General features: G+C 46.3%; 26 protein-coding genes. 16 read left to right on the top strand and 10 right to left on the bottom strand.

Going from position 1 to position 26,992, the window contains the following annotated elements:
* The first annotated feature begins 75 nt into the window (after window positions 1-75).
* From ACJJIP_RS10620 to ACJJIP_RS10595, 6 genes are all read left to right on the top strand, one after another.
* Entirely contained in the window at window positions 76-1,320 is a 1,245-nt protein-coding gene (locus tag ACJJIP_RS10620; RefSeq protein ID WP_444946891.1) for a TolC family protein, read from the top strand.
* Complete coding sequence (locus ACJJIP_RS10615; RefSeq protein WP_444946890.1) at window positions 1,317-2,546, top strand: efflux RND transporter periplasmic adaptor subunit; 1,230 nt, start codon at window positions 1,317-1,319, stop codon at window positions 2,544-2,546. Before ACJJIP_RS10620 ends, ACJJIP_RS10615 begins: the two co-directional genes overlap by 4 nt.
* Window positions 2,547-2,555: 9 nt before the next feature.
* On the top strand, window positions 2,556-5,711 hold the full coding sequence (locus tag ACJJIP_RS10610; RefSeq protein ID WP_020415319.1) for an efflux RND transporter permease subunit: 3,156 nt from the start codon (window positions 2,556-2,558) through the stop codon (window positions 5,709-5,711).
* 62 nt (window positions 5,712-5,773) lie between these two features.
* Window positions 5,774-6,469: a HupE/UreJ family protein gene (locus ACJJIP_RS10605; RefSeq protein ID WP_425411211.1), complete on the top strand. Its 696-nt coding sequence runs from the start codon at window positions 5,774-5,776 to the stop codon at window positions 6,467-6,469.
* Between the two features lie 64 nt (window positions 6,470-6,533).
* The gene (locus tag ACJJIP_RS10600; RefSeq protein WP_020415321.1) at window positions 6,534-7,082 is read left to right on the top strand and encodes a hypothetical protein; all 549 of its coding nucleotides are present in this window, start codon (window positions 6,534-6,536) and stop codon (window positions 7,080-7,082) included.
* Between the two features lie 46 nt (window positions 7,083-7,128).
* On the top strand, window positions 7,129-7,464 hold the full coding sequence (locus tag ACJJIP_RS10595; protein WP_020415322.1) for a DUF6488 family protein: 336 nt from the start codon (window positions 7,129-7,131) through the stop codon (window positions 7,462-7,464).
* A 107-nt stretch (window positions 7,465-7,571) separates the two neighbouring features.
* On the opposite strand, the gene ACJJIP_RS10590 is transcribed toward ACJJIP_RS10595, so the two are convergent.
* Both ACJJIP_RS10590 and ACJJIP_RS10585 read right to left on the bottom strand, forming a co-directional pair.
* Window positions 7,572-8,456 (bottom strand): SDR family oxidoreductase, encoded by an 885-nt coding sequence (locus tag ACJJIP_RS10590; RefSeq protein WP_444946889.1) that lies wholly within the window; start codon window positions 8,454-8,456, stop codon window positions 7,572-7,574.
* Between the two features lie 34 nt (window positions 8,457-8,490).
* Complete coding sequence (locus tag ACJJIP_RS10585; RefSeq protein ID WP_444946888.1) at window positions 8,491-9,525, bottom strand: alkene reductase; 1,035 nt, start codon at window positions 9,523-9,525, stop codon at window positions 8,491-8,493.
* On the opposite strand from ACJJIP_RS10585, the gene ACJJIP_RS10580 reads away from it, so the two are divergent.
* Entirely contained in the window at window positions 9,503-10,546 is a 1,044-nt protein-coding gene (locus ACJJIP_RS10580) for a LysR family transcriptional regulator (protein WP_444946887.1), read from the top strand. The two genes, ACJJIP_RS10585 and ACJJIP_RS10580, sit on opposite strands and share 23 nt — an antisense overlap.
* Before the next feature lie 264 nt (window positions 10,547-10,810).
* Here the strand turns inward: ACJJIP_RS10580 and ACJJIP_RS10575 are convergent, their stop codons facing one another.
* From ACJJIP_RS10575 to ACJJIP_RS10560, 4 genes are all read right to left on the bottom strand, one after another.
* Complete coding sequence (locus ACJJIP_RS10575; protein ID WP_444946886.1) at window positions 10,811-11,803, bottom strand: zinc-dependent alcohol dehydrogenase family protein; 993 nt, start codon at window positions 11,801-11,803, stop codon at window positions 10,811-10,813.
* Window positions 11,804-11,904: 101 nt separating this feature from the next.
* Window positions 11,905-12,750, bottom strand: a complete 846-nt coding sequence (locus ACJJIP_RS10570; RefSeq protein WP_444946885.1) for an enoyl-CoA hydratase/isomerase family protein — start codon at window positions 12,748-12,750, stop codon at window positions 11,905-11,907.
* Between the two features lie 33 nt (window positions 12,751-12,783).
* The gene (locus tag ACJJIP_RS10565; RefSeq protein WP_444946884.1) at window positions 12,784-13,602 is read right to left on the bottom strand and encodes an SDR family NAD(P)-dependent oxidoreductase; all 819 of its coding nucleotides are present in this window, start codon (window positions 13,600-13,602) and stop codon (window positions 12,784-12,786) included.
* A gap of 3 nt (window positions 13,603-13,605) precedes the next feature.
* Window positions 13,606-14,574 carry an LLM class oxidoreductase gene (locus ACJJIP_RS10560; protein WP_444946883.1) on the bottom strand — a complete coding sequence of 323 codons (969 nt, stop codon included), beginning with the start codon at window positions 14,572-14,574 and terminating at the stop codon, window positions 13,606-13,608.
* A 258-nt stretch (window positions 14,575-14,832) separates the two neighbouring features.
* Here ACJJIP_RS10560 and ACJJIP_RS10555 point away from each other — a divergent pair, with 258 nt between their 5' ends.
* Window positions 14,833-15,633 (top strand): LysR family transcriptional regulator, encoded by an 801-nt coding sequence (locus ACJJIP_RS10555; RefSeq protein WP_444946882.1) that lies wholly within the window; start codon window positions 14,833-14,835, stop codon window positions 15,631-15,633.
* Between the two features lie 110 nt (window positions 15,634-15,743).
* Here ACJJIP_RS10555 and ACJJIP_RS10550 read toward each other — a convergent pair whose 3' ends face one another.
* Window positions 15,744-16,487, bottom strand: coding sequence for a glutathione S-transferase family protein (locus ACJJIP_RS10550; protein WP_444946881.1), 744 nt, complete (start codon window positions 16,485-16,487; stop codon window positions 15,744-15,746).
* 840 nt (window positions 16,488-17,327) lie between these two features.
* On the opposite strand from ACJJIP_RS10550, the gene ACJJIP_RS10545 reads away from it, so the two are divergent.
* Window positions 17,328-18,584: an anthrax toxin-like adenylyl cyclase domain-containing protein gene (locus ACJJIP_RS10545; RefSeq protein WP_444946880.1), complete on the top strand. Its 1,257-nt coding sequence runs from the start codon at window positions 17,328-17,330 to the stop codon at window positions 18,582-18,584.
* A 275-nt stretch (window positions 18,585-18,859) separates the two neighbouring features.
* Here ACJJIP_RS10545 and ACJJIP_RS10540 read toward each other — a convergent pair whose 3' ends face one another.
* A complete protein-coding gene (locus ACJJIP_RS10540; RefSeq protein ID WP_444946879.1) occupies window positions 18,860-19,138 on the bottom strand; it encodes a TraR/DksA C4-type zinc finger protein in 279 nt (92 codons plus the stop codon).
* Complete coding sequence (locus tag ACJJIP_RS10535; protein WP_444946878.1) at window positions 19,114-19,290, bottom strand: hypothetical protein; 177 nt, start codon at window positions 19,288-19,290, stop codon at window positions 19,114-19,116. The genes ACJJIP_RS10540 and ACJJIP_RS10535 overlap by 25 nt, the downstream gene beginning before the upstream one ends.
* An 82-nt stretch (window positions 19,291-19,372) precedes the next feature.
* Between ACJJIP_RS10535 and ACJJIP_RS10530 the strand changes: the two genes are divergently transcribed.
* The 7 genes from ACJJIP_RS10530 (at window position 19,373) to ACJJIP_RS10500 (ending at window position 25,969) form a co-directional block, all read left to right on the top strand.
* Entirely contained in the window at window positions 19,373-19,768 is a 396-nt protein-coding gene (locus ACJJIP_RS10530) for a MerC domain-containing protein (RefSeq protein WP_444946877.1), read from the top strand.
* Window positions 19,769-19,786: 18 nt separating this feature from the next.
* The gene (locus tag ACJJIP_RS10525; protein WP_444946876.1) at window positions 19,787-20,296 is read left to right on the top strand and encodes a ZrgA family zinc uptake protein; all 510 of its coding nucleotides are present in this window, start codon (window positions 19,787-19,789) and stop codon (window positions 20,294-20,296) included.
* Window positions 20,297-20,298: 2 nt separating this feature from the next.
* Window positions 20,299-20,766 carry a Fur family transcriptional regulator gene (locus tag ACJJIP_RS10520; protein ID WP_020415334.1) on the top strand — a complete coding sequence of 156 codons (468 nt, stop codon included), beginning with the start codon at window positions 20,299-20,301 and terminating at the stop codon, window positions 20,764-20,766.
* Window positions 20,766-21,806, top strand: coding sequence for a CobW family GTP-binding protein (locus ACJJIP_RS10515; RefSeq protein ID WP_444946875.1), 1,041 nt, complete (start codon window positions 20,766-20,768; stop codon window positions 21,804-21,806). Before ACJJIP_RS10520 ends, ACJJIP_RS10515 begins: the two co-directional genes overlap by 1 nt.
* A 122-nt stretch (window positions 21,807-21,928) precedes the next feature.
* On the top strand, window positions 21,929-24,292 hold the full coding sequence (locus ACJJIP_RS10510; protein ID WP_353375375.1) for a M1 family metallopeptidase: 2,364 nt from the start codon (window positions 21,929-21,931) through the stop codon (window positions 24,290-24,292).
* Window positions 24,293-24,400: 108 nt separating this feature from the next.
* On the top strand, window positions 24,401-24,886 hold the full coding sequence (locus ACJJIP_RS10505) for a DUF6702 family protein (RefSeq protein ID WP_282950663.1): 486 nt from the start codon (window positions 24,401-24,403) through the stop codon (window positions 24,884-24,886).
* A gap of 471 nt (window positions 24,887-25,357) precedes the next feature.
* A complete protein-coding gene (locus tag ACJJIP_RS10500; RefSeq protein ID WP_020415338.1) occupies window positions 25,358-25,969 on the top strand; it encodes a hypothetical protein in 612 nt (203 codons plus the stop codon).
* A 752-nt stretch (window positions 25,970-26,721) separates the two neighbouring features.
* Here ACJJIP_RS10500 and ACJJIP_RS10495 read toward each other — a convergent pair.
* Window positions 26,722-26,937: a PD-(D/E)XK nuclease superfamily protein gene (locus ACJJIP_RS10495; protein WP_282950661.1), complete on the bottom strand. Its 216-nt coding sequence runs from the start codon at window positions 26,935-26,937 to the stop codon at window positions 26,722-26,724.
* Between the last annotated feature and the right edge of the window lie 55 nt (window positions 26,938-26,992).

Genomic DNA, 26,992 nt, shown 5'->3' with positions numbered 1-26,992 from the left:
GCCGAAGTGTTTAATTGTTTGCGTTTAGTCATAACTAAAAAACCGACTATAGATCGGTTTTTTATGGCCGGGGCTGTGTTCATTTTAGTCGTATTGAGTGGGGCCCTTAGGGCAGAGCAGGGCGAGGAGTTATCGGGCCTCACTTATGAGCAGGCAATTCTTAAAAGCTTGCAAAATCACCCTGAACTGGCGGGTTACCGATATCAGTTTGAAGCTGTGGATGCTCTATCCGAGCACGCCAAGCTAGGACCACGACCGGAGCTTAGTGTTGCCGCTGAGGGGGTGGGAGAGGATAAGAGCAGCGATGGCAACGACAGTTCCCAGGTAACAGTCGGCATCAGTTGGCTATTACAGGGTGATCTCGCAGAAAAACGTGTATTGGCTGCACGCAGCAAGACTCCTGTGATTGAGGCCCAAAAGCAGGTTCTTGAATTGGAAATTGCCGCTAATACCGCGCGTTACTTTTTCCAGGTCCTGGCGCACCAGGAACGCCTGAAAATTGCTAAAACAGCTGTCGACCTGGCTCGCAATATGACCGCTGAAATTAATCGTCAGGTTAGTGTTGGCAGAACGAATGAAGCCGATGCTTTTCGGGCTGAAGTCGATTTGCAGCGTCGACTCTTAGCTGTGGAAGATGTCGAACACGAATTGGATATTGCCAGATATCAATTAGCTGCCCAGTGGGGCTCCAGAGAGCCCAGCTTTCTTGGGGTGGCGGGCTCTCTTTCCAGTGTCATTCCAGAAGTTGATTTATCTAGATTGCGAAGCTTGGTTGCGAGCAACCCAAATTTGGAAATATTCATGAGCCGCGAGCGCGTGAAGCAGGCGGAAATTGATTTGGCACGTGCAGAAGCGGGCATTCAGTGGCGGATTGATACAGGAATTCGTCGCAACGAAGCGAGCGGAGATTATGGATTGGTGGCCGGCTTCGCAATCCCACTAGGAAAGGGCGATCGCAATCGCGGCAAGGTATCTGCTTTGAGGGCGGAACAGAATCGTTTCCGAGCAGAAAGAAATGCGAAAGAGATTGCATTGGATACACAACTCTTTGTGATGACCCAAAGGCTACAGCATCACCGGCACGTGGCTGCCGCCTTGAATGAAAAGATGATTCCCAGTCTGGATAAGGCGCTCACCGCTACGCAAAAAGCCTATCGACGTGGCCGCTATAACTACTCGGAATTGGCACTAGCCCAACAGGGACTTACCGATGCGCAGCTTTCACTGCTCCAGGCACAGTACAACGCACACCTTAGCCTGATTGAAATTGAAAAACTCACCGGCCTGTCAGTGGCACAGATAAGCGAGAGCGAGATATGAGATCCGCAGTTTTTTCCAGCCTGATATTCAGTGCTTTACTTTCCTTGTTCCTTAGTGGCAGCGGCAGTGTCTATGCGGCCGGAGCTGTCGCAGGGGCGGAACCGGAAAAAGGGCCCAATCGTGGGCGCATGTTGCGAGAAGGTGATTTTGCCGTTGAGCTAAGTATTTATGAAACTGGTGTTCCCCCGGAGTTTCGGGTTTGGGTGAGTAATGATGGAGAGCTGGTTAATCCTCAGCAGGTTGATCTTAAAGTGGTTCTTACAAGGCTTGGAGATGGAGAGGATCACATCGAGTTCAGGCCCGAGGGGGATTATCTGCGTGGTGATATGGTGATCTATGAGCCCCACTCATTTGTTGTGACTCTAACAGCCAAGTACCAGGGGCAAGAACACCGTTGGCAATATGATAACTTTGAGGGGCGAACCCGTATTGAATCCGCTATTGCTGAATCCATGGAAATTGATACGGAAACCGTTGGCCCAGCCAGGATGAGTGAAACCAGCCGCGCTTACGGCAGGCTTATTGTAGACCCAGAGCAGGTACGTGAAATTAGTGCACGTTTCGACGGCTATGTAGAAGCTGTGCAGGTGGGATTGGGGGAGCGCGTTAAAAAAGGGCAACCCCTAATTGCCATTAACAGCAATCAAAACCTAAACACCTACACTATTCAATCACCAATTGCCGGTGTAGTTGTCCAGCGCAATGTAAACCCTGGTGAACAGACCGCAGGTCGAGTTTTATTAACGGTTGCCGATGATACTGCTTTGTTGGCAGAGCTGGATGTTTTTCCCTCGACACGCCCCCAGATTCGCCAGGGCGCGCCCGTTTCCGTCAATATCAAGTCCTTGGATACTCCTCTGCTCGGGGTAGTGAAACAAATTGATACTTTGATGAAACCCAATCAAGCCACCGCCGTTCGAGTGTCACTGCAAGATATTCCCGCAGGCCTCGCACCGGGTTCTTTTGTAAGCGGCGATATCCAAGTTGCTGAATATGAGGTGCCTCTTGCCGTCAAGCGTTCCGGTTTACAGGCGTTCCGCGATTTTACTGTCGTTTATGCCAAGGTGGGCGACCAGTATGAAGTGCGTATGTTGGAGTTAGGGCGTGAAGCCGGTGATTGGGTTGAAGTGCTGGGGGGGATTCGACCGGGAATCGAGTATGTCACCGGTAACAGCTACATCATTAAAGCGGACATTGAAAAGTCCGGTGCATCCCACGATCACTGAGGGTTCGACATGCTTGAGTACTTGATAAGAACCTCAATTCAAAATCGCGGACTGGTTATTGCCCTTGTGCTATTACTGTGCGGTTTGGGGATTTGGAATTTCACCCGGCTGCCCATTGATGCAGTACCAGATATTACCAATATCCAGGTGGTTATTAATACGGAGGCACCGGGGTATACCCCAAAAGAAGTTGAGCAACGGGTTACATACCCTGTGGAAAATGCAATGGCTGGATTGCCGAGCCTTGCTTATACACGTTCCGTTTCGCGGTATGGGTTGTCCCAGGTTACGGTGATTTTTGAAGATGGCACCGATATTTATTTTGCCCGCCAGTTAGTGAATGAACGGCTCACTAGTGTACGTGGTGCACTGCCTGCTGGTTTGGAGCCGGAGCTTGGACCCATCGCCACGGGTCTTGGTGAAATTTTTATGTTCACAGTGGACTCTGAACCTGGAGCCACCAATGCTGATGGCAGTGCCGTAACACCTAAAGACTTGCGTTCGGTGCATGACTGGATTGTGCGCCCGCAGTTACTGCGTGTACCTGGTGTGGTGGAAGTCAATCCGATCGGCGGGTTCAAGAGAGAAATTCTGATTGCTATAGAGCCGGATAAACTGCTGGCATTCGGCCTGACGCAGGAAGACCTGATTCGCTCGATCGAGGAGAATAATCGTAACCGCGGTGTAGGCTTTATTGAACACAGTGGCGCCCAGTGGTTGTTGCGGGTTCCGGGGCAGGCAAGCTCGTTAGAGACACTGAAGGATTTCCTGGTTGCGGAAGTGAATGGCGTTGCTATTCGCCTTGGCGACTTGGCCAAGATCGAAGAGGGGCGCGAAATGCGCACCGGGGCGGCTACTCAGAACGGCAGGGAAGTGGTGATGAGCACCGTTTTCATGCTGGTTGGCGAAAATAGTCGCACCGTTGCAGGTGCAGTTGGTGAAAAGCTAGAGGATATCAAACAGAGCCTACCGCCTGGTATCACATTGACTGCGGTTTATGATCGTACCGGTCTGGTTGACCAGACATTGCGCACGATCCAAACCAATCTTATGGAAGGTGCGCTGCTGGTTATCGCGGTTCTTTTCCTGCTGCTGGGGAATGTTCGCGCAGCAATTCTCACTGCGCTGGTCATTCCGGTAGCCATGTTAATGACTATCACCGGCATGGTTCAGGCCCGCGTAAGTGCAAACCTGATGAGTCTGGGGGCGCTGGACTTTGGCTTGTTGGTGGATGGGGCCATCATTATTGTCGAGAACTGTCTGCGACGTCTCAGCGAATCCGCCCGCGAGCGTGGCCAGTTGAGTCTTAAAGAGCGGCTTACCCTGGTATTTCAATCGACGCGGGAAGTGATTCGCCCGGCCATGTTTGGTGTTTTCATTATCACAGCCGTGTATTTACCCATTTTTGCCCTGACCGGAGTGGAGGGCAAGATGTTCCATCCGATGGCAATTACCGTGGTGATTGCGCTGCTTTCTGCGATGTTTCTTTCCATCACTTTGGTGCCAGCCGGCATAGCGCTGCTATTTCGCAAACCGGTGATCGAAAAGAAAAACCCTGCACTTGAGAAGCTGAATAGCTTTTATCGCCCGGCCTTGGAGTTTGCACTGCGCCAGCGTGGCATGGTTGTCGCTATTGCTGCGCTACTGGTGTTGGTTTCCTGTTATACGGCAAGCAGAATGGGTAGCGAATTTGTGCCGAATCTGGATGAAGGCGATATTGCCATGCACGCCTTGCGTATTCCCGGCACATCCCTGGAACAAGCGATTGCACTACAAAAATCCTTGGAGGAGCGGATTAAAGAGTTGCCCGAAGTGGAGCGTGTATTCGCCAAAATTGGTACTGCGGAAGTGGCTACCGATGCCGTTCCCCCAAGTGTTGCCGATAACTTTATTATCCTAAAACCCAGGTCTCAGTGGCCAGATCCGGATAAGCCGAAAGAGCAATTGGTAGAAGAGCTGGCAAAGTTGGTAGAGCCAATCCCCGGCAACCGCTATGAATTTCTCCAGCCAATCCAGATGCGCTTTAACGAGCTTTTAGCTGGGGTGCGTGCGGAATTGGCGATCAAAGTCTTTGGCGATGACTTTGAGCAATTAGAGCGTTTGGGCGGTGAAATTGAAGCGGCTATTGGCAGTGTAGAAGGCGTTGCTGATATACAGATGGAGCAAACCAGCGGTTTACCGGTTCTCGCCATTGTTCCTGACCAGGCCGCACTAACCCAGTATGGGCTGGCTATCAATCAGGTACAGGAGCAGCTGGCAACCGCCCTGGGAGGTACGGTTGCTGGCCGCTTTTATGAAGGAGACCGCCGCACCGATATTGTTGTGCGTTTGCCAGAGGTATTGCGCCAGGATTTGGATGCGCTAAAGAAACTGCCGATTCATCGACCCAATGGCAACTATGTGCCCCTGGAGGAAATTGCCAGCTTGGAACTCACTGCCGGTATCAATCAGGTTTTCCGCGAGAACGGTAAACGCAGGGTAGTGGTAACGGCCAATGTGCGGGGTAGGGATCTGGGTAGCTTTGTTGCTGATGTACAGCAGTCCGTTTCCGATAAAGTGGAAATACCACCCGGTTACTGGGTTGAATACGGCGGAACCTATCAAACGCTACAGTCTGCTACTGAACGCTTATCGATTGTAGTGCCGCTGACCCTTGTGTTGATTATGGGGCTTCTCCTGCTGGCACTTCGCTCCATAAAAGATGCGGCAATTATTTTTACCGGTATACCCCTCGCATTAACCGGCGGTGTGCTCTCTTTAATGTTGCGGGATATCCCTTTCTCCATTTCCGCAGCCGTTGGTTTTATCGCACTTTCCGGGATTGCCATCCTTAACGGCCTGGTAATGGTTTCCTTTATTCGGGATCTGCGTGACCAAGGTTACAGCATAGAAAAGGCCATTATTGAGGGCGCCCTGATCCGCTTACGTCCGGTCATTAGTACCGCACTGGTTGCCTCACTCGGTTTTGTGCCCATGGCCCTGAATACTGGTATTGGCTCTGAAGTACAGCGCCCACTGGCTACGGTGGTTATTGGCGGTATTGTCTCATCAACAATCCTGACGCTTTTAGTCTTACCGGCACTCTACAGAATTTTACATGGCAGGAATGCCAAGTCTGAGAGCTTACAAGATAACCCTGAAGTGGCTCTGGCTGGAGCCAGTTAACTGGGCCTGTGTGCGCTTTGGTTCACAAGAATTTAGAACTTTAAAAACGGGAGATAGTAACGTTGCTCAATAGTTTAAAAACAGTTTTCGGCTTGATGACGCTGATAGCAGGTATGGTGATATCTATGCCGCTATTTGCCCATGGAGTGGACGATGCGACCAAGACTTTTCTTGCCGGCAACGAAGGGGTATCTATTATTCCCTTTCTATATATTGGCGCCAAGCATATGGTGACTGGCTATGACCACCTGCTGTTCCTGGTGGGAGTCATTTTCTTTTTATATCGATCAAAAGATGTTCTTATCTATGTAAGCTTCTTTACGCTCGGTCATAGCTTAACTTTGTTATTTGGAGTGCTTAACGACACCCATGTGAATGCCTATTTGATCGATGCCATTATTGGATTATCCATTGTCTATAAAGGCTTCGATAATCTCGGCGGCTTCAAACGGGTTTTTGGCTTCCAGCCTAATACCAAGGCTGCCGTACTGATTTTTGGACTCTTCCACGGTTTTGGTTTGGCAACCAAATTACAAGAATTCAAGCTGTCCAGCGATGGGTTGGTGGAGAATATCCTGGCCTTTAATGTCGGAGTAGAAATTGGTCAGTTTGTTGCGTTGCTGTTTATTCTTCTCGCCATCAATTATTGGCGTCGCTTTGACAGTTTTCTGCGCTTTTCCACCATGACAAATACCTTACTAATGAGTGGTGGACTGATGTTGGTGGGTTACCAGATGACAGGCTACTTCGTAGGTTAGATAGCCAGAAAGTGGCTTTTACAAGTTTATTGAACAGAAAGAACTCAGATTTAGAGCTTACAGAATGAATACAACTGAAATGCCAGTGCAGACTGCACAAACGCTGATTAAATCCACACTTGCTGCTGGCGTGCTTGCAGCCATTATGTTGACCACAGTAATCCTGCCAGCTGAATACAATATAGATCCTACTGGAATTGGCAGTGCACTGGGACTGACTGAATTAAACAGTCAAGAGCAGGAAATTGCTGCACCAGAAGTAGTGCAGCGTGGCGAGCAGTCCTTTGCTTATCGGACTGACACTACAACTATTGAAGTGCCCGCTGGCCGTGGAATTGAATACAAATTTCAATTGGATAAATACGGTCATTTGGAATATGAGTGGGTAACGGAGAGTGGTGAGCTTTACTTTGATTTTCACGGCGAACCCACAGGCGATACTACCGGCTACTTTGAGAGCTTTGCTATTGCTACCGCAAATAAAATGAGTGGCTCTCTCACCACGCCTTTTGATGGTTCCCATGGCTGGTATTGGAAGAATAACGGTCAGGAATCTGTGAAAATCACTCTAAAAACAAAGGGGTTCTACGAGGTTATTGGACTCAAACAGTAACGCTTTTCTATCAACATTCGCTAAAACCGAGAAGAAAGAGAGTATTATGAACAAACTTATTCGAGTCATCTGTGTATCAGTTACCTTAGGCTTCGCAAATCTTGCTTTCGCCCATGGTGACCATGAGAGAGACAATTTTGCCACTGTATCTATGGTAGAAGCCAAAGGCATCGCCAGCCAGGAAGTAGCTCGCCTAATCAAAGAGGGTAAGCTTAACGAGTCCTGGTCTGGCAAGCCGCTCAATGCCGCCATGCAGCGTGTTGACAACCAGCGACAGTGGGTTGTCAGCACTCAGGGTAAGGATGGGGGCCTGGATAAAATACTGAAAGTGTTTTTATCAACGGAAGGGTACTTTCTTTCTTTTAAAGTGACTGATCGTTAAAAAATCAGTAATGTTCCTGCACTGCTGTCTGTAGGCATCGGCGCAGGAACATGACCTATAACTCTGATATGCCCAATGCGGCTATGAGGGTAATTATAGCTCTACATTTAGACCTCTTTTTTACTGAACTGGCTAGCTGCGTTTTCAAAGAATGTCTTGAGTAAAGTTGGTTTTCTGTCCAGAAGTTGCTCTACGTGATTGGAAAGCTCAATCGTGTGCCCCCACTCGCGGGTTACAGGCCAAAGCTGTGCCAACGCATCGGCAGCTCTCTCTGAAACCCCCAAACTTAATAATCCTGACCTTGCTGCTTCATCACTAATAGGTTGATAGGTTATCTTCCTCTGCAGGACTTCAGATAATATATTTGATATATCCGTATAAGTTAATTTTTCTGCCCCAGTAAGAATATACTTCTTACCAATATGCTCGCCCGGTTCTACTAGTATTTTGGCTGCTACATCACCGATATCCTGATGGTCAACAGTAACAATAGCTGCCCCCGGTGCAGAGCCAAATGGAGCACTAATTGTGCTTTGTTGAGCAATTTCTTCTGCAGAGGCAAAGAAATTGCTGTTAAAACTGGCGGGCTGAAGAATTGTCCAGTTTAACGTTGATTCGATAAGATGCTCTTCTGCCTCTCCCAACCATCTAGCTATGTCAATTGGTGAATCCTTATCAGCACCTAAGCCGGAGATTTGTACAATATGCTTTACTCCAGCTTGCTCCGCTATACGAATAAAAGCGGCATGCTTATTAGTAAATGAAGGTTCGAATGCTGTAACCAAAAAGGCAGTCTCGATACCTTGCATAGCTTCCAGTAGTGAGGATTCATTCTCATAGTCTCCTATTACATAGCTGATATTGTCAGCTACGATTGGAGCTCTAGAAAGATCCCGAAGCAGGGCCCTGACTGGTATATTGGTGTTAGCAAAGTTTTTCAGAACGGCTTTGCCGTTATTTCCGGTGCCGCCGGTAATTAAGATTTTTTCCATGATTACACCTAAGTGAAATTGATATATTTGTAAGTTAAGAGTTTTGTGTCACTAATGAGGGGTAGTCTAAATACCCGCGTTCATCGCCAGCGAAAAATGAAGACATATCCTCTTCGTTAAAGGGGCCATTATTTGCGAGGCGCTCTACGAGGTCCGGATTGGATATAAATAAACGGCCAAATGAAATGTAATCGGCAGAGCCATCGGCAATGGCATTGTTTGCGGATTTAAGATCATACATTCCATTGGCTACGTAAAGACCGTTATAGGTTTTGCGTAGCTGGGTGTGGTCAATGCTTGGTTGGTTCTCTCTGTCCCAGGCCCGTTCCATCATCTGTAGATAGGCAAGGTTATATCTGTTCAGTTGGTTGACAACATATAGATAGGTTTTTTGAGCATTACTGTCCGTCAAGCTGATTTCCGGAGATAGCTTGATTCCAACTCTATTTGATCCCCAGACCTCACATAATGCAGAAGTTACTTCGAAGATGAAGCGAGCTCTGTTTTCTACACTGCCGCCGTAGGCATCTGTACGATGATTGGTGCTGTCGTGAAGAAACTGAGCCGGAAGGTAAGGCCCTGCAGCGTGAAGTTCAACTCCATCAAAGCCGGCTACAAGCGCATTCTTAGCTGCTTGCTTGTAATCCGCGATAATAGCTTGAATCTCATCACATGTTAGAGCCTTCGGGACTGCATAAGGCTTCTTCCCCTCATAAGTATGTGCTTCACCCTCAGCTGCAATTGGCGAGGGAGCAACAGGCGCTTGCCCGCCGATAAGGTCTGGATGTACTTCTCGTCCCATGTGCCAGAGCTGGATAAAAATTTTTCCTCCCTGACGATGTACAGTATCGGTAACCTTTTTCCAGCCCGTGATTTGCTCTTCCGTAAAAATGCCTGGGGTATTCACCCATCCAAGCCCTTGGGCTGAGATCGCGGTAGCTTCCGAGATAATCATCGCCGCACTGGCACGCTGGGCGTAATACTTGGCGTTAACGTCTGTTGGTACGCCATCTCGACCGATCCTTGCACGTGTCAAGGCAGCCATAATGATACGGCTATCAGTTTCCATATGTCCGAGCTTTCCGTGGGAAAAAAGGCTCAGATCACTGCTTTTTTTAGTCATTTCTGTTGACTCTGCTTGTTTCGACAGGACGCAGATTAGCCATACTCTCGATAAAATAATAATGGTATATTTGGATCAAAATGATAGATTTTGTGAATCGAGTATTGATATGACCCAAGAGCAGCTCAAGATGTTTATTGCCGTTGTGGAGCAGGGAAGCTTTCGTGGAGCGGCCAAGGCGATTTTCAAAACCCAGCCGACGATTAGTAATGCGGTTAAGAAGCTTGAAGAAGAATTTGGCTTTCCCTTATTTGATAGGGATAGCTATAGACCGAACCTCACAAAACAGGGGCAGGCTTTTTATCAGCAGACTAAGAGAGTTATGCAAAGCCTCGAGCAGCTCTCTGTAATGGGGCACCAGCTTGGTGCGGGAATAGAACCCAAGTTTACTGTGGTCATTAGTGGTATTGTCGAGCTAAGCCCACTTCTGGAACAGATCAAACCTATAGTGCTGTCTTTTCCTAATACGGATTTTAGTATTAGCACTGAACTATTGTCTGGCGTAATGGAGCGCATAGATGACAATGAAGCTGATCTGGCATTTGCTACTTTGTTTGGCGTTGAGAGCAAGCATGAGTGGAAGAGAATAGGGCAGGTCGAATTAGTTAATGTTGTGGCTCCTGATGTTTTTCCTGGCGATGAAATTTCACAATTGGAAGCAGCACAACTACCCCAAATTGTCGTCAGGGATACGGGCCGCTCAAAAAATAAGGGAAATATCAACTTGCTGGAAGTTGGGCGCAGATGGTTTGTTAATGACTACCACACAAAAAAAGAGCTGACCCTTGCTGGACTTGGTTGGGGTCGGATACCAAGGCATTTCATAAAGAGTGAACTGGAGCGAGGTTTGCTTGTACCTATTAGTGTTGAGGGGATTGAAGCATTTAGCAGTTTTGATCTATGTATTATTCGTAATAGAGAGCGCACTTTGGGACCAATTGCTGGTAGATTTTGGGACTCTTTTTAAGGTTGGTATATTTTTAATACATTTACAACTATAAGGGGATTAAAGCCATCTTACAAAATTGAGTGGAGAAATTGTTCTTCAAATAAGATGTCTACTTTAAAAAAATATGTTGATAAATTAATGTGAGTTGGTTGAAACAGTTCAGACTTAAAATGAAATTATCTGAGTAACCGAGGCTATCATATCAGGTCTGAACATCTACATTTTTAGCGTTATTCCCATCAATAATGGAGATTTGCGAGTTGAAATCTCTATTAGTCAGTCTTAGGGATCGATATTCACAACAACTTTCCCCATAGCTTGCCCACTTGCCAGCCGTTCATGGGCCTTGCCAATATCAGGCAAACTATAAGAAGTTTCATCAAGCACAGGTTTGAGATCGCCTGCTTCAGTAATGGCTTTTAGTGCTTTTAAGATATGTCCGTGTTCCCCACGATGATAATTGTGTAGCATCGGAATTAACATAAATATGACATGCAAAGACAAGCCTTTAAAATGAGCAGGTGTCAGGTCAAGTTCTATCGTGGAAACGGTAGTAGCTACTTGGCCGTTGAGTTTTGCTGCCTCAAAAGAGTTCGTTATATTTGCACCACCGACTGAGTCGAATACTATGTCGAAGCCTGCTCCATTGGTGTACTTCTGTACATAAGACTCAACTGATTCAGTCCGGTAGTTAATCGGCGTTGCCCCCAATTTTTCAATCATTGCCCGTTGAGGATCTCCGGAGCCTGTTGAGTAAACATCAGCACCAAAGTGACGAGCCAGTTGTACAGCTATATGACCCACACCGCCCGAGCCACCGTGAACAAGAACACTTTGTCCAGGCTTAACCCCCGTACGCTGTAACCCTTCGTAGGCGGTTATGCCTACTAAGGGCAAAGCTGCTGCTTCCCGCATGGTCAGGTTCTCGGGTTTCAGGGCAATTAAGTTCGCGTCTGCAACAATATATTCGGTTAATGTTCCCGGTAAGTCAGCCAGTCCACCTGCGCAGCCATAGACTTCATCGCCCACCTGATAATCGGTAACACCTTCGCCAATCTCTTCAACAACACCAGCGAAATCCATACCCAATATTGCCGGGGCTTTCGGTGAAAGGGGTAATGCAGGTCCCATTTGGCGAATCATGGTATCTACGGTATTGACGCTGGTTGCTGATATTTTAATCCGCACATGGCCAGCTTTGGTGGTCGGCTTGGGTACTTCAGCAGCTTCAAATACGTCTGGGCCGCCAAAGGTATTTACAATCATTGCTCTCATTTTGATTCCCAGAAAGTGTACTTTCTGTAGAGTTTTGTCTAAGTGTCCGAAGTAAGTAGGGCATCGCAGTCTGTAAATCGTCGGATGCCCAATTGCTACTGCTAGTTTATTTTTTGTACATCCATAACCAGTTGGTTCCAGTTCCGCTGATTTTCAATATCGTGTTCCAACCCTTGTTCATCTGCGATAGAGAAGCGTTTTAAGGCAGGTGTTTTACTGGTTGCTTGATACAGCCAATAGGCCTCCGCTTTTAGCGCTTCATTGATAGGCTTATCGACTGACTCATAAACCGCCTGCTTACAGGCATTGATTGATTCTGCTGGAAATTGAGCAATTCTCTTCGCCAGGCTATCGACATACTCGCCAATTTCATCTGGGTCTAGTGCTTTGTTGATTGTGCCGAGCCTTTCCGCTTCGTCAGCATCGAAATCACGGGCGCTGAGAATAATCTCCAGCGCTTTACCCAGTCCTGTCTGGCGAGCCATCCTTGATGCGCCTCCCCCGCAGGGGAGGATTCCCATACCCACTTCCATTTGCATGAATTTATATTTTCCTCGGGCTGCGAAACGCATATCGAGTGCCAAGGCCAGTTCATGGCCACCACCTCTGGCGAAACCTTCTAATTTGGCGATCGTTGCCTGGGGCACCTTGCTGATGCGCTCACAGACAGTCTGTAAATCCAACAGTTGGGCTTCTTCGCGAGATACAGCTTCGTCAGACATATCTTTTAATAGCTCAGTGTCGTAATGACATACCCAAATCTCCGGATTTGCAGACTGAAACACAACGACTTTGGTCTCTCGATCCCGTTCCAGGCGCATTGCCAGGCTGTTTAAGTCGGCCAGCATTTCCTGCCCTTGAACATTCACGGGACCAAAGTCAAATGTCACAGTTAGGATTCCGTCATCTTGTTTCGCTGTGAATGTTGTAAAACCTTCATATTTCATGATGGATTCCTTTTAATTGATTGCGTTAACGTCTTAGGTATTTTTAATGCCGAGTTTGTCCAGAGTGTTCTCAATTTCTTCAATAAGTACCTTTCTCTTTTTCTCATCTAGCGCGTCTGGGTGCGGCTGGGACCAATTGCCTATGTCATTGTCAAAGTATTTACCGCTAGCGTTTGAGAACTCATCATCGAGCGCCGCCCGAACCAATATGTTGGCGCCGATGCTTAAGTCTTTCCCTTGAGTTCCGTAAGCATCTTTCACCATTTTGCTGCCCAGAAATGAGGCGGGATTGATTGCAATGAATTGTGGTGCTTTGTTGCCAAGTGATCGGGCTAGTTGAAAGGTCCACATAGTGAGAGCCAATTTACTTTGGGCATAAGCGTCGCTGTCGGATAGTTGTTGGTGACCTTTGAGCGCTTCGATGTTCACAGTTGCTTGCGCTGCAGAGGATATATTAATAATGCGGCCATTGGCGCTAAACAGCGGCAATAGCTGTGTCGTTAACAAGTAGGGGGCAATAGCATTTACGATAAAACGAACATCGTAACCCGTGTCGGTTATTGGGTTCTGTACTTTAAATACGCCGGCATTATTGATAAGAACATCAATATTTGAATATTGAACTTTTACCATTGAGACCAGTGCTAACACATCTGATAAATTGGATAAATCTGCTCGGAATGTATCTATATGGGCCTTGGGATAGCTTTGCTTTATTGCTTCTTTTGCACTTTCTAGTTTTGTATCGCTGCGGCCATGTAAGAGCAAAGTAGGATCCTTTGCTGCCAGTATTTTTGCAGTTTCTAATCCGATACCGTCAGTACCGCCTGTCAACAAAATGGTCTTTCGCACTTGTTATTCCTTTTCATTAAAATGTGGGAGAATTAATTCCGAAATTATTCCAAGTGTTTCTTCAATATTTACCCGGTTAAATCGGAGGTTAAGAGCAACATGGTTAACTCCGATCTCTTCTCGCGATTTAAGGTATTGATATAATTGGTTAATTCCCAGTCGATATCCCAAGTGTATGGGGTGTGGTAGGGCATCCGGAGTTTCAGTTATATCAATATAGAGAGGTTCCATCACTGGCTTGTTAATGGCAGAGTTATCTCTCAATTGGCCAATAAATTGTTTTTTCGCGATGTGTGGGCGAGGATAGGTGATCCAACCATCTCCGTTGTTAGAGAGCCAGTCTGGGGACTGCTGAGAGGAGCCCGTTATCAATAAAGGCAGCTTTGTTTTTTCTGGTTTGGGCAATATGTCCAGATCGCCAGAAATTGCTCCAAAGTAACTCTGAAGTTGGGGGTAGGGCTCTGCTACACGGCGAATATAATTATAGCTCTCCCGGAACAGTTTCCCTCGCTCCTGATACGAAACATTCATCGCAGGATATTCTTCCGGACGATCGCCACTGGCGATCCCTAGAATTAAGCGCCCGCCTGAGATTTGATCAATAGAGGCAGCAGCTTTTGCGATATGCGCTGGGTGACGTAAGGGCAAAATGATGCTGGCTACGCCGAGGGCAATTTTCGATGTCTGGCCTGAGAGCAGCCCAAGGTAGACGAATGGGTCAAAAGTTTGACCCGCATCGCCAAAAGAAGGCACATTGAAGGGGACATCTCTAAGCCAAATCGCACTAAACCCCTGTTCTTCCACAAGCCGAACCTTTTCAACATGATTAAGCATTGTTGGAACTGGATTCGTGGCGTAATTCTCTATGGGAACCACAAGTCCCACCGTGAGCTTACCTGGCCTAAATACAGCGTTGTAACCGGCATTGATACTAGCAAAAGAGCCACCTTGAGCTTGGTGTTGAGAGTGCACTGAGGTAGCTCCTAGGCTTCTCGGATAGGAGAGGCTTGGCGGCCAAAGGTGCTAACTAGATCACTATCAGCGGCTTGGACCTGGCCATTTTTTGCGCCGCCGTTCATAAACACTCGTACATGTATCTTTTATCTCCCACAAAGCCTAGGCCAGTCGTCAATCAGTGCTGGCTCGATCTATGATTCAAGACTAAATCATTGGAATTAGTGTATAAACGACGTATAAATGGAATCAGAATTCGGTTTTTGGAGATAATAAGTGGATACAAATGGGGTTCGGCTATTCGTGCTGGCCGCAGAAATGCTGAATATAAGCTCTGCGGGGCGAAGGCTTGGATTGGCTCCCTCTGTAGCCAGCGCCCGCTTGTCCAAGCTTGAAGTTCAGCTGGGGGCGGATCTTTTTCATCGATCTACCCGCAAGGTCTCACTGTCGATAGAGGGGGAGGAGTTCCTACCTTTTGCCCGGGAGATCATCGCACAAGAGGATTCGGCATTTGCTGCGCTAGGGCGTGGAAATTCCTCCGTGAGCGGAACACTCAGGTTTGCGGCATCGAGCACTTTCGTTCAGCATTTTATCGCGCCTATCCTGCCTGAATTCCTGGAAAGGTACCCTGGCGTCAATGTTGAGCTGAAGCTCTCAGACACACAAGTCAGCCTTATCGAGGGTGGCTTTGATTTGGCGCTTCGCAATTATGCGGTTGAAGATAGCAGTTTAATTGTTAGGAAGCTTGCGGATGACAAGCGAGTTCTATGCGCTTCTCCCAGTTATTTGAAAAAATATGGTGTTCCCGAAAAGCCGGAAGACCTAGTTGCGCATCAGCTTTTGGCCTTTATCAATTCAAAACCCAGACAACTCATATCTGCGAGCGATCAGACTACTTATCAATTCCCACCTTCACACAGCAAAGCTCGAGTGACTTGTGATGATGGCGCCAGCATGCGTATCGCTGCAAAAGCAGGGGTGGGAATTTACATGAGTTCTATCTGGAATATCCAAACAGAAATTTTAGAGGGCTCCCTGGTTGAGAAAATCGGGAGCCCTCCGATCTGGGAGCATTAGATTTTTCGCTTAAAGCAATGAAGCTAATTAATACCTGGCATGATTGCTTGCTCTTCAGCTCTTTTTTCTTGGTGTCATTCGGGTTGAGGGTTAGTGGAATAGATTTAAGACTAGTTTAGTAAGTCTTTTTCTATCCTTTCGCAAATTTCTTCCAAGTAAAAATCTCCTTGTTTTTCGAGCCCCCTGGAAATTTTTAATAGGGAATCTGGGTACTGTTCTATATAGTTTTGCTTAATAATACTGTCTCTTTCCTTAAATCGTTCATACCAGGAATTTAGTTTCTTGAAGCGGCGTGGGAGTCTTACGTCATAAAACTCGTCTAGGAACATAATTAACGGGAAGGTGACGCAATCTGCAATGGTGGGAGAGTTTCCATAAATGAATTCATGATTTTCATTGATGGCTGTCTCTAAAACATCCAGGCGTTTGATAAAATAATAGGCCCCGCTATATCCCGCATCTTTAAACTGTAACTCTCTCTCTTGAAAAACGGGACTGATGTTATAGTTCCATATTGACAGTATCGTATTTGCTTCGTCTGCCATCGTGGTTAACCTGATAACGTTGGCATAGTCGATATCACTTTCCCCGATCATGCTTGGAGTTGGGAATGCTCTCTCCAGATAGTGAATGATTGCGAGGGATTCTGTAATCGTATTTTCTTCACCTATCTTCAGGATTGGAAGTTTGCCATAGGGGTTTAGTTCTAGTACCTCGGGTGGCGGCCATTTCTTTTCGACTTTTGGATCATACTCCCTTGACTTGATATCCAGCCCTTTCTCCGCAAGATAGATATGTATCCTTCGAGGATAGAGCGCCCAGGAAAAGTTATATATCTCTAAATTACTTGTCATTTCCATCACCTTTGTCAACACGAAGCAACCAAAGACTGTTTTTGAAAACTCGATATCAAGTAACAATTAAGGTTACAATATCACTTACCATCATGCAACATCTATTGTTACATAATGGCACTTGCTTCCCCAGGAAATGGTTTTAATGGGTTTAGGAGCGTGACTTCTGGAGGTGCATTTATGTTGCCACATTCAAACTGCCCTAAGCACACAACCAGGTGCTTTAGTTGTATTGTTTGATACGGCTAAATTTAAAAGACCAAAAAATAAAAAAGTGTGTCCAGAATCTAAAGGTGGGATTCCAAACTCCGTGTAAGTTATGGGTGTAGCGGATAGGTGATTTTGGAGCCTGCCTGGTATGAAAGGCATCACAGTCAATTTGCTTTGGTTCACCAAAAAAATAGGATAGCCCTGTTTTGCATTTATGTAGTTTTGTCTTCACGTGTGGATACAGAGTAGAGCATCTTCCTATTCAGATCAGCCAAATAGGTTGGGCTTAATAAATGGCATTTGTAAGTTTGGTTCAGTAGGGATTCATCGAAATATATCTATAAACAGAATTGGGTTCAGAATGCTGAACAGTGATTTTAAAAAGAGTGCTTCAGTGATGGTGATCGAATTTCTGAATTCATAACACGGGAGGAGTGTTGTTTGTTTACGAGAATATTCTATCGCCACAATTGCTTATTGTTGTGTTACACCCTCAATTTCTAATGGCTTATTTCTGGAATCGTGAAGTATCGATCCAATGATTTAGCACTAAAAGAAATTTTCTCGAACCTATTTCGTTTTTAACTCATTAAAATATATGTAGGTAGCTCCAAGACAGGAAGTTGATATATGGAACTGATATTCAATAATGCCGCACTGCGTCAAAATATTATAGGCTGCCCAGCAACCCACGCAGATGCATTTAAAGCAACTGCCGCATCCCACCGTTGCGTTATTATCGTTCGTGCAACAGGGCCAACCTGCACTCAATTACTTGAGCAGGGATATGACACAAAGGGCTTTAGGATCCATGGGAAATCATGTGACTGGGGACCAATGGCAGGCTTCGTTTTGCTGGACCCTCGGTTAAATAAACATGGGATGGGAAAAGCGGCATATAACCGGGCTCAGCATCATGAGGCTTTTACCGACCTTAACTCTGGGGCAGGTTGGACAGCTTCAACAACACCTCTTCGCTTACATCAAGAACGGGTTGATTGGCTTATTCATAATGGAAAGATTAATGTCATAAGGAAAACTCAAGATCGTTACGAGGGAGTGGCCAATCACCCCAGTGGCATTACTTTTCATTATTCACTTATCAGGGTTAACACATGCTTGGGAGATATGTGGGGTGTTTATGTTGATAAAGAAAAAAGCAGGCAGTCAGGCTTTATTCAGGAGCGTGGCAATATTGTTGTTCAGTATGACACTAAGTACAAAGATATGTATGAGCCGCTGCTGGCAATGACCAACCCTGTGGAGCATCGTCATTTTCGAAATGAGCATCCCCTTAATGCTATTACCGGAGATTATGATCTATTTGCCATCTGGCCATTTAAGCAGGGCGCAAGGAGATTTGATCGATATGGAGATGATCGCCGTATTCTTGGCACTGCTCAAGCTTGGTCGCAGCGCCAACATATCGAAACTCATTTGGAGAGAAATTTCACTACTCAAGGGCAAGGCACCAAGCTGGGTAATATAACTAATCGGATTTATGAAATAAGTCAGACACTCAATTCTACTATCGGCTGCATCCACAGCCCAAGAGCCGGAACTGGAGCTGGCCAGTGGGGGCCATTTCCTAGAAGAAATGTGTTATGGCATAGTGATGAAGCCGCACGCCCATATGTGAATGACATAGATTTACCCCTTATTGCATTTACCCCTGCCCGCAGTGAAGTGGTTATTCAAACTTTGCAGGCTTTTAGAGAGCTTATAGCAATGTGCAGAATACATGGTGTCAATGTCACCCTGGCAGAGGGCTGGGCAATGAACCCTACCAATAATAAGCCCGACCGATTGGGGCAAGGCTACGGAAGGTTTGTACCTCGAGACTGGCACTTTGGTCAGTGGATTGTTCCCTCTTGGTACAATGCTTAGCTTGCCAATTGTTAATAAAAATTCTCATTTTTTTGATAGTCATTTAAGGTAAAGGAAAGTGATTTAAAGTATTCGAGAGGAGCCTCAAATAGTAGGGTGTTAGGTAATTTTTAGTAATTTTGCAGGTGCTTGAGGCGGCCAACGGTTCAGGCACTCAGCCCTCTCAAGGGAGATGGAGTTCCCTAAAGTTCCCAATAGCGTGAAAACCTCTTTAAGTGGCTCATTTGAGCAATATGCTTCCTCGGGAAGATGCCCGGGTTTGATATGGATGGCCCTTATCTTCGCTCATTGAAATTGCGCTCTAGTAGTTCCTGGCGAGCTTTCTCATCATAGGAAAGTTCTGCGGTGGGCCTTAATAGTAGGCGTTGCAGGCCAATAGGGTCACCGCTGATCTCACAATAGTCATAACTACCATCTTTTATCTTTTCTAGAGCCCGCTGGGTCTTACGTAACAACAGATTCTTCCGTCCGGTAAAGCGTAGGCGCTGCAGGTTCTCTTGCTCTGCGGCTGCTCGGTCCAGGTCATTAGCTAGGGCCAACTTCGTGTTAGCCATTGCCAGTCGCCCTTTTTCAAGCTCCATCCAAGCTCCATCAGTAGGTCACTTTTGAGATTTAGTAGATACTGTTGGAAGAAAGATAATTGCTTTTCATTCATATAGTCTGAGGTGGGCATCCCCAGCAGTTCCTGCTCATTGATTCGCGGCATTTCATGAACCTTTAGTCACACTGCTCTGTTTGACTTGAAATATTTTATTTATGATATAACATATCATTTCGTTGGCTGAAGTGTGGCTATCTGTCTTAAATACTCGAAGATTAAAAGGATTGTTGTGAGAGATACTTTAGGGATTTTGGCTTCTGGAGTTTGCCTAGTGCACTGTCTTTTGACCCCATTATTACCGTTATTGGGTGGTTTGGGGATATTGGGTGCACTGCAGGACGACCAGTTTCTCCACTTGCTTTTGCTCGTGCCGGTAGTGACCCTGGCTTTGGCCAGCTTCCCAGCTTCCTGTCGACGTCATCAACGCTATGCGGTAATGGTCGTGGGCTTCTCTGGGGCACTGCTATTGGTTGGGGCGCTTTACCTGGAGGGAGTATGGGAGCTAGTCGCCAGTATCCTCGGTGCTGGCTTGTTAATCATCGCCCACTGGGTAAACCAGCGCTTGATATATCAGGTGGCTTAGGTTGATTAGGTGAGGATAATGAATTTTGCACGGGTTCCGTTGGTTGCTTTGTTTGTTGCCGGTCCAGTTGCCGGAGATATGGGGGGGCATACTCACGGTGAGGCAGTAATGTACCTGGTGGCCGAGGCAGATAGAGTCCGTATCGAGCTGGAGTCACCTTCAGCCAATCTGGTGGGGTTTGAGCACGCGCCACGTAGCCATGCTCAACAACAATTGTTGGATCAGGTGTCCCTCGAACTTGCTAAGCCTGATCTTTTCCTGGAGTTTGTTGGAACCAATTGTAAGCCCCGAAGCGTGGATGTTGAGGTGCCTTATAGCTCGGAAGTTAGCAGTGATAGTTCGGTACATAGCGGTTTCCATGCTAGCTATGAATTCAAGTGTGATAATCTGGCACAGTTCAACAGCGTTATTGTTACCCTGTTCGAGAGATTTCCCGGTATTCATGGGATTGCAGTGCAATGGGTCAGCTCCGGTCGACAGGGGGCTGAACTGCTCACTGTTAAAGACAACAAACTGCAAATGAAATAGCTATGAAAGCATCCCAAATCAGACAGACCCTGAGCGTGGCAGAACAAGCCTGCCGTAGCTCAGGGGCGCGCCTGACTGAAAAGCGCAAGAATGTCCTAACCGTTTTGCTGCGGTCTAAAACCCCGCTCTCAGCCTACGAAATAGCGGAGCATTACAATAGTGACGTCGGCGACTCAATTCCTGCCATGTCAGTCTATCGAATGCTGGACTTCCTGGCCGCAGAGAACTTGGTTCACAAGCTTAATTCAGAAAACAAGTATCTGGCATGTGCTCATATTGCCTGTGATCACAGCCACCAAACCCCACAGTTTTTAATTTGCAACCGGTGTAGCAAAGTAAGGGAAATTGGCATCAGACCGGAAGTCATCACCGCGCTGCGCGATACGGTTGAAAGTGCTGGGTTTCATCTTCAAACGTCGCAGCTAGAGTTGGATTGTGTCTGTGATGAATGTAGCCGGGAAGCAGCTTAGTGGCGGCTAGTCAGTTGATACGCGGGGTACCCGCCAACGTTATCACCGGTTTTCTGGGTGTTGGCAAGACGACCGCAATCCGCCACCTTCTGGAAAGTAAGCCCGATGATGAACGCTGGGCTGTTCTGGTCAATGAGTTTGGAGAGGTGGGTGTTGACGGCGCACTTTTTGAACCGGACCAGGAAGACAGCATTTATATCCGGGAGGTACCCGGAGGCTGTATGTGCTGTGCGGCGGGCTTACCAATGCAGGTTGCTTTAAACCAGTTACTGGCCAAAGCCAAGCCCCATCGTTTATTGATCGAGCCCACGGGTCTGGGGCATCCGCGAGAGGTACTCGAAGCGCTGTCCGACGCTGTACGCGGCGGTGTTTTGAACCTTCGTGGTACGCTTACTTTAGTGGATGCCCGCTGTATAGAGGACGACCGCTATTTGCGTAGTGAGACTTTTCGGCAGCAATTAGAAGTTGCCGACCTGGTGGTTGCCAACAAGTCTGACCTCTATGGTCCTGAGGACTTGCAAAACCTTCAGCGTTTTCTCTCATTTTTAGGTGAAGGCACAGAAAAACCTCTTCAAGTGGTGGAGCAGGGGCGTATCGAGCTAGACTGGCTTCTACTTTCAAGTGGTTTCCAGGTTTCTACAGGGAATGATCACCAGCATCCGGTAAATCAGTCGGTGGATGAAGTTGAGCTATTACCGGAGTGTGGTTATCTCCGCTCAGAGAATAGTGGAGAGGGGTACTACAGCTGTGGCTGGCGTTTTAGCCCTGAATTTATATTTGACTATGATGCGCTCTTTTCACTATTCAGCGGCGCTGAAGCTGAGAGAATCAAGGGTGTATTTATTACCGAGCAAGGTGTATTTGGATTTAACAAGGCTGACAAAGTGCTCACAGTATTGGAGCTGGATGACACTTTGGAAAGCCGAATGGAGGTGATTAACCAGGTACCCTTGGGCTGGGATGAGATGGAGAAGTCCTGGATCGATGCTCTGGTAGATAATCAGGATGCAGAAACAAAAGTGTTTTATGAATCCAAATAGCTGTTAGGCCGGATATTCAAATCTGGCCTGGCTTATCGCAAATGCTTGCAAAGACCCTGATCATTTTTTGGGGACCGTGTTCTATAAAATTGTAATCTGACGTAAACCTCTGAAGTAAACCAATGAATATAAAATTACTCGGCCGCTTAACAGTGGCATGGCTTGCTATGTCCGGCTTTTCGGGCAGCTTTGCCGCAGACCCCCTAAATGTAACCGGTGATAAGTTCCGCCAGTTGGAGGAGCTGCTGCCGACACCTAATAGCTATCGCACTGCGTCGGGAGCTCCGGGTCATGCCTATTGGCAGCAGCAAGCGGACTACGATATCAAGGTTTCACTGGATGATGATAAGCAACTGATAACCGCTTCAGAGACCATCACTTACACCAATAATTCGCCAGATACACTGCGTTATTTGTGGGTGCAACTGGATCAAAATCGCTTCAAGCCTAACTCCTCTGGTAATTTGGCGAGGCCGGTTAACCTGGAAGCCATTGCCCCGGATACCATCCCGTTTAATAGTTTTCGTCATGCGGTGGTATCTGGGGAGTTTCCAGGGGGATACCAGATTACTAAAGTGGTTGACACACGGGGGAGGGAGCTTAGACATACTATTGTTGATACTGGTATGCGAATTGACCTGCCCCAGCCACTGGCCTCCGGTTCCAGTGTGAGCTTCCAGATTGGTTGGGCTTACAAAGTTGTTGAGCAAAAAGTGCTGGGTGGTCGCTCCGGTTTTGAATATTTCAAGCGCGATGATAACTACCTGTACGAAATAGCCCAATGGTTCCCGCGTATGGCCGCCTATAACGATGTTAGCGGCTGGCAAAACAAGCAGTTCCTGGGGAGCGGCGAATTTGCGCTTGAGTTTGGAAATTATCGTGTCGCTATCGAGGTGCCGGCAGATCATATCGTTGCCGCCACCGGCGTTCTTCAAAATCCGAGGGATGTGCTGACTTCCAAGCAGCGTGAGCGTTTGCGAAAGGCCCGTACTGCGAATAAGCCCGTGATGATTGTCACTAAGGACGAGGCCCTGGAAAATGAGAAAAGTCGTTCAACTGAGCGCAAAACCTGGGTTTTTGAAGCAGAAAATGTCCGTGACTTTTCCTGGGCATCTTCGCGTAAGTTCTTGTGGGATGCACAGGGTTATAAAAAGGGCGGTACCGACACAATGGCAATGTCCTTCTATCCAGAAGAGGGCACTCCTCTGTGGGATAAGTACTCTACAGAGTCCATTATTCATACAATAGACGTCTATAACCGCTACAGTTTTGATTATCCCTATCCGGTATCTATTTCAGTCAACGGCCCTGTGGGGGGAATGGAATACCCCATGATCACCTTTAATGGTCCGCGGCCAGAAATTGATGAGGAGGACCGCAGTAAGCGTACTTACTCCCGCCGCACCAAGTATGGGCTTATCTCGGTCATCATTCATGAGGTAGGGCATAACTACTACCCGATGATTATTAATTCTGATGAGCGCCAGTGGACCTGGATGGATGAGGGGCTAAACACCTTCGTACAGTTCCTGGCTGAGCAGGAGTGGGAGGAAAAGTATCCATCTCGCCGCGGAGATGCGCGAAAAATTGTCGAGTATATGAAGAGCGAGAACCAGGTTCCGATTATGACGAACTCGGAATCAGTACTTCAACTCGGTAACAATGCCTACGGAAAGCCGGCAACTGCACTGAATATCCTGCGTGAATCCATTATGGGACGTGAGCTGTTCGACTTCGCTTTCCGAGAGTATGCCCAACGTTGGAAGTTCAAGCGCCCTATGCCTGCAGATTTTTTCCGTACTATGGAAGATGCATCAGGTATGGATTTGGATTGGTTCTGGCGCGGCTGGTTCTACACTACTGATAATGTTGATATCAGCCTTGATGCTGTACATCACTACACCGTTGGTACACAAAACCCTGAAGTGGAAGGGCCTTGGAAGCGCGCTCAGCATGAACGGGAACCGGAGACTATCACTGTTATTGAGAACCGCGCGAGAAAGTTGACCCGTATCGTTGATGGTAAACCGGAATTGGAAGACTTCTATAACAAGCACGACGAGTTTGATGTTTCCAATGCAGATCGCAATAGCTACCGAAGTAAGCTGGAGGATCTGGAGGACTGGGAAAAAGATTTACTCAAGGTTGAGAGTAATGTCTACGTGCTGGACTTTAGCAATATTGGTGGCTTGGTAATGCCCCTGTTCCTGCGATTGGAATATGAAGATGGAAGTGTTGAGGATTTGCGTATCCCCGCTGAAATCTGGACTCGCAATGCTAAGAAGACCTCCAAGATGCTGGTGAGGGATAAGAGTAAGGTGCTGAAGTCAGTAGTGCTTGATCCCCACTGGGAAACAGCAGATGTCAATGTAGAGAACAACTTCTACCCACGCCGCATTATCAAGTCGCGCCTGGAGCTATTTAAGGATGAAAAGCAGCGTAATTTGATGAAGGATTGGGATGTAGAACTTAAAGAGGCAGGTTAAACCTTGGAGAAAAGTGCAGCTCACTGATAATTGGTTTGGGGAGCTGCAACTTGTGTTTTTGACGCAAAATATCTATCTGAAACATTCATTATGTATTGGTAGTAATTGATGAAAGTTTTATTTTCCTTTTTGCTGGTAGTAACGACCTCAGTAATTGCACTCCAGGCAAATGCACATCGCTATCATTTTGGTTTGACTAGCCTCTCAGTAAATGAACGCACTCAAACACTGGAGATTTCCCACCGATTTTTTGTTGCTGATATTGAAAAAGCTTTGTCAATAAGTGCCGGTAAAGAGTTGAATGAAGCACAACAACAGATGGAGAACTATGTCAATTCAAGATTCCAGGTTAGCCAGAAAAATGGTGATGTGTTAAATCTCAATTGGGTAGGTATGGAAGCCGATGTTCATGATATCTGGATATATCAGGAAGTGCCTTTGGTAGATCTTTCCAGTAAAAAATTGAGCATTAAGCAATCGATGCTGATGGAGATTGAGCGGGATCAAGTGAACACTATTACTGTAAATAATAGCAGTGGAAATCAAAGCTATACCTTAAAGTCAGGTGAGAGTAGGGTAGAGTTCAGTTTGTAATCTGATCATATACTAGTTAATCACTATGAACAGTGAGTGATATGTGGGGTTTCAGCATACCTCACTCACTCTAACCAAATTCAGTCACTCATTATGGCTGTTCGTACCGTTATACAGTTCTACTGTTGTGGCCATTAGTGATAATAGCCACTGGGTCCAATTATTGCTAATCAACTTGTTTTCAATAAGTGAAAAACCTCTTAAGAATCTAAAATATCAAAACGACTGGTAATACCTCTGAACCCTCTCAGCCGGCGGAATAAGTTCTCTATCTCGCTCTGTTCTCCTATATGCCAGGTCGTCTTTATTTTATACGAGAAGATTCATGAGAATGTAGGCGTTAAAATCCATTATTGATAGTCTCTGTAGATGTAACTTGAGACTATCTTTTGAGCGCTACAAAAGTATATCTTCAAATGGGAAATATCAGTTTATATTCAATTCGACTTTTAAATTCCAAGGGAGACACTCATGACGAAGCATTCATTTTTACTCACAGTGGTTTTGATTGCCCTTGTCTTTGTGAGATTTGAAACGTCAGCTGAAGAAGACAATCTTAATTCCATCAAAAGTGGCAAGGGTATCATTTGCAGTAATGAGTATGTCTTATGCACATCTGCCCCCTGTATTCCAGACCCCAGGAATCCGGATTCAAATGCAATATGTAGGTGTGATGTTAACAAAGGATTGAACTTTGGGTTATCAGAATGTAAAACGCGGATACCTGCGACCAACTCAAACGGCGTTAAAAAAGCCTTGTCGACATTTTCTTTCGCTCAGGCTCCTACTAAGCCTGTACTTTCCTGCCCCGAGGGTAAACCGTGGACAGATTGCCTGGATCAGCCTTGTATTGTCGACCCAATGAATCCGCTCAAGGCCATATGCACATGCAAGATTGTACGTGATAAGCCTTTTGTAACTTTTGGAGGGGATTGTGTTTCTCTGACTTGTGATACGGGTTATTGGTCAGGCGCAACTGCAGAGTCCTATCTTGAGGCAAGTAGACAGCTTATGAAGGCGGTTGATTTAGATGAAATGCCCGCTAAATACTGTGTGGGAAGGCCCCCTGAGATTTCAAAGTGATTCCTGTATCATTTTGAGCCTTTCCACGGCTTCAGCCAATCGTTAAAAATGATATTCGATTTTTTCTATACGGTCCGTTGATCGTTAAATTGATTTGCTACTCGTATATATCTGCGAAAATAGATGTTTTATGTCTATGGCCAGATGTATCTCTTCAAGTCTGGTGCCTCCTAAATCAGCATTTAGACGGATACGTATCTGCGAAAGACTCCCATTTGCCTCGACAATCAGATTATTGCCCGAGCCAACCAGATTGAATATCTACTGAGCGATTGTTAACGCAACATAAACATCTAAAGAAAAACGGAAAATTCCGGGATCTCCGCTTGTCAGTGAGTGGAATAGTCCTATTGTATTTTTCTTTCATATCTATTTAGGGCACTTCTCCCCGCAAATCAAAGGTTGGCACAATAAGAAAATTATTTAAATAGAGGCTCAAGCGGAGCAAAAACATAGTTTTTCCAGGTATATTAACTTGGCTCCTTCTATTTACTAACAAACCCCTTCAGGAACATTCCTGACTCTAGATGCGCGAAAGCTAAGTCGCGTCATGGCACTGCCGGAGCATTAAAAATGGTCCACAGGCTGTCGCTAAATAAAGAGGTGGATGGATATCTAAATTTTATATGGTGGTGATATATGACTAAAAAATCTTTACATTTTCTTCATTTTGATAAGTTGGATTGATTTTTATATTCTTTGTCAGATTTTCATTTTTTGCAGATGGGCCGAAAGTGTTGATAGGTGCTAGATTATATTTTTTCACGCACTTGCTTAAACCAGTTGAGGACTTTTTGGTGGTGCTCTTGCCCATATAAGAGAACAAAGTTACGGGTATGGTAGTTATTCTTATCTTGGAGTGCGCTGATACGTTCATCAACAAAGCCTGGTGTTAGCTCAATACCGCATTCTATCGTAATACAATGCAGCCAAGCATTAAAATCTTCGGGTACTATTGGCTGAGTCATGTTAATTCCTAATTAGACTTTTGGTAACTGCACGTCCTATGGGTAAATTTATAGA

It is taken from the genome of Microbulbifer variabilis (assembly GCF_052467165.1).
This window is presented reverse-complemented; position numbering and strand designations above follow the sequence as displayed.